This window comes from Streptomyces sp. NPDC088354 (assembly GCF_044753585.1).
Lineage (GTDB): Bacteria > Actinomycetota > Actinomycetes > Streptomycetales > Streptomycetaceae > Actinacidiphila.
Window position 1 is genome coordinate 1 of record NZ_JBIVNJ010000132.1, and the last position, 2,581, is coordinate 2,581.

Annotated in this window: 3 protein-coding genes and 1 pseudogene; 3 read left to right on the top strand and 1 reads right to left on the bottom strand. The window is 68.2% G+C overall.

Features of this window, described 5'->3' with window-relative positions:
* Window positions 1-328: transposase (locus ACIP98_RS42205; RefSeq protein WP_401982175.1), on the top strand; the 328-nt coding region annotated here is incomplete at its 5' end.
* A 344-nt stretch (window positions 329-672) separates the two neighbouring features.
* Here the strand turns inward: ACIP98_RS42205 and ACIP98_RS42210 are convergent.
* Window positions 673-1,842, bottom strand: a pseudogene (locus ACIP98_RS42210) (PP2C family protein-serine/threonine phosphatase).
* Between ACIP98_RS42210 and ACIP98_RS42215 the strand changes: the two are divergent.
* Together ACIP98_RS42215 and ACIP98_RS42220 are read left to right on the top strand one after the other, a co-directional pair.
* Window positions 1,816-2,055 carry a hypothetical protein gene (locus tag ACIP98_RS42215; protein ID WP_401982177.1) on the top strand — a complete coding sequence of 80 codons (240 nt, stop codon included), beginning with the start codon at window positions 1,816-1,818 and terminating at the stop codon, window positions 2,053-2,055. The pseudogene ACIP98_RS42210 and the gene ACIP98_RS42215 overlap by 27 nt on opposite strands.
* Window positions 2,056-2,064: 9 nt before the next feature.
* Window positions 2,065-2,313 carry a hypothetical protein gene (locus tag ACIP98_RS42220; protein WP_401982179.1) on the top strand — a complete coding sequence of 83 codons (249 nt, stop codon included), beginning with the start codon at window positions 2,065-2,067 and terminating at the stop codon, window positions 2,311-2,313.
* The last annotated feature ends 268 nt before the right edge of the window (window positions 2,314-2,581 follow it).

Consider the following 2,581-nt stretch of genomic DNA (forward strand, 5'->3'; position numbering starts at 1 on the left):
CCGTCGCACCGACCTCAAGACCGGCAAGACCACCGTCAAGACGGTCTACGCCGTCACCAGCCTGACCGCCGAGCAGGCCACCGCGGCCCAGCTCGCCGAACTCGTCCGCGACCACTGGAAGATCGAGGCCCTGCACCATGCCCGCGACACCACCTTCGCCGAGGACGCCTCCCAGCTGCGAACCGGCAACGCGCCCCGCGCGATGGCCACCTGGCGCAACCTCGCCATCGGAGCCCTCCGCACCGCCGGAGTGAAGAACATCGCGGCCGGACTCCGCCGCAACGCCCGCGACCCTCGCCGCCCCCTCACACTCCTCGGCCTCGGATGATCACGAACCGGACATCATGCGACTACGCCGAAGCCCTGGGCCACGGGGCCGATAGGAACTGCTCGGGTTGTTTTAATGTCCAGTGTGCTGGTCAGCACGACGGGTGAGCCCGTCCCTGGCCCCCTGGCCACAGGTCAGGGGTAAGTGAGATCACGTCGATGTCGACCGTGATGGCCCCTGACCACCTCGCTCCTGGAGGAGATGGATCGACGGCAAGACGCTTGCGCGCACTTAGGCCGCGAGACGCCGGGCTGCCGGCAGTCTGGCATCCCGCCCGACTGGTCGGTCATCAACGCTCAAGCGTCCAGTGACCGTCTTCGGAGCGATGCGGTGCGCGGCAGAGGTCACGGCGGGGCCTCGGGCGGGGTGCGGAGAGCGAGGACGGCCATGTCATCGTATCCGTCGCTGGGGTGGTGGTCGGTCAGGGCGTGTATGAGGCGGTGCAGGGGCAGGTCCGCGTAGCGGGTGGCGAGGACGCGCAGGCGCTCGAGTCCGGTGTCGAGGCTCTGGCGGGGGGATTCGATGAGGCCGTCGGTGAACAGGATCAGGGTTGAGCCGGCTGGAACCTGGTGGGTGTGGTCGCGGCGGGTGGTGGTGGTGTCGACGCCGAGGGGGAGATCGGGTTCGACCGCCAGATAGCGGGCGTCTCCGTCGGGAGTGACGAGCAGGGGTGAGCAGTGTCCGGCGCTGCTCCAGCGCAGTGTCCAGGTGTTGCTGCCTGGTGCGGCGGGTTCCAGGCGGGCCAGGCATGCGGTGGTCACGGGGGTGTCCGTGATGGCCTGGAGTGCGCGGTCGAGGCGGGCGAGTACGTCGCTGGGGGAGGTGCCGCGGTCGTAGAGGAGGGCGCGGAGCATGTGCCGGGTCTGTGACATGGCGGCGGCGGCCCTGACGTCGTGGCCGAGGACGTCCCCGATGACGGCGACACAGGTGTCGTCGGATATGCGTAAGGCGTCGTGTCAGTCGCCGCCGAGTAGCCCCGGCTCGGGGGCGGGGCGGTAGGCGGCGGCTTGGAACGGTCTCAGGTCCGGCAACCGGGGAGTGAGCAGCCGCTGGAACTGCTCGGACTCGTCGCGGATCTGGCGGAATATGCGGGCGTCGTCGATGGCCAGGCCGGCCGCGCCGGCCAGGGCCAGGATTACGGTCTCGTCGTGGATGGTGAAGGGATTCCCGTCCAAGCGATCGGCGATGTAGAGGTCGCCGTAGATCTGGCCTCGGATGTGGATCGCGACGCCGAGCAGCGTGTGCATCGGTGGGTGCCCCGGTGGGAAACCGGCCGAGTCCGGGTGTGCGGCGATGCTGTCCACGCGCAGCGGCGCCTGCGAAATCCATTGCGAGGCAGGGCTCCCGATCGGCCAGTGTGCTGGCAGACTGCCGCTCTCCCCGGATACCCTCCAATCAACGAAGGGTGATTCCACTCGGAGGACAGCATGAGCGCCCAACCCGCGGACACAGGCCCTGCGCCTCAGGCCGAGCCCACAATCCGCAGCGTGCGCGCAGCTCTGCCGGTGGAACATCGTGCGGCGTTCAACGAGGAAATCGACAGCACGGGGCTTCACCTCATCGGCAAGGTCCTCGCCGACTGGGACGCGCGGGCCAGAGCCTTGGCCAGTCCTGACATGATCGCCATGGCGCGCCGTATCAGGGACGAGCGGGCTGGCCGCGCAGAGCCCCCTTGCATGGCTCCCGATGCCAAGGTCCGGGCCATCGTCCCGGCCCTGCGGCCGTAGTCTGGCTCCGTGCCGTACGAGATCGACTTCAGTTCCGAGGTCATCGACGACCTGCAACGCCTCCAGCCCTGGGCTCGGCGTTCTCTTGAAGCGGCTCTTATGATCGCCTCAGCCGACCCTTACAGGCTCCCGGCCATCCCGCAGCAGTCTCAGCACGCCCGCATCGTAAGCTTCGGGGACGGGCGAGGCCTGTGTTTGGTGGAACTTGACGACGCCAACAAACGCCTGGCCGTGCGTCTCATTGAGTCGCCCCGCTGACCGACCGACGTTCGAATCGGCATCGGCAACTGGGCCGGCCCTCACCACAGGCCCGGGGCCGTCGCGCTCTCGCCAGCTCCAGTGCCCGTTGAAGGCGGGAACCGCTCCAGTCCTTCTCTGTCCGGCGAGGTAGCCGTAACCGGACGATTCCACCCCGTGCACCAGCATGGACGCCCCGAGGCTGCTATATCGCGTCAAGCCGCTTGGGTGAGATTCTCGGAGTTCATGCCGGCGTCTCGGTCGGAATGCTCGAGGATCTTGAAGAGCT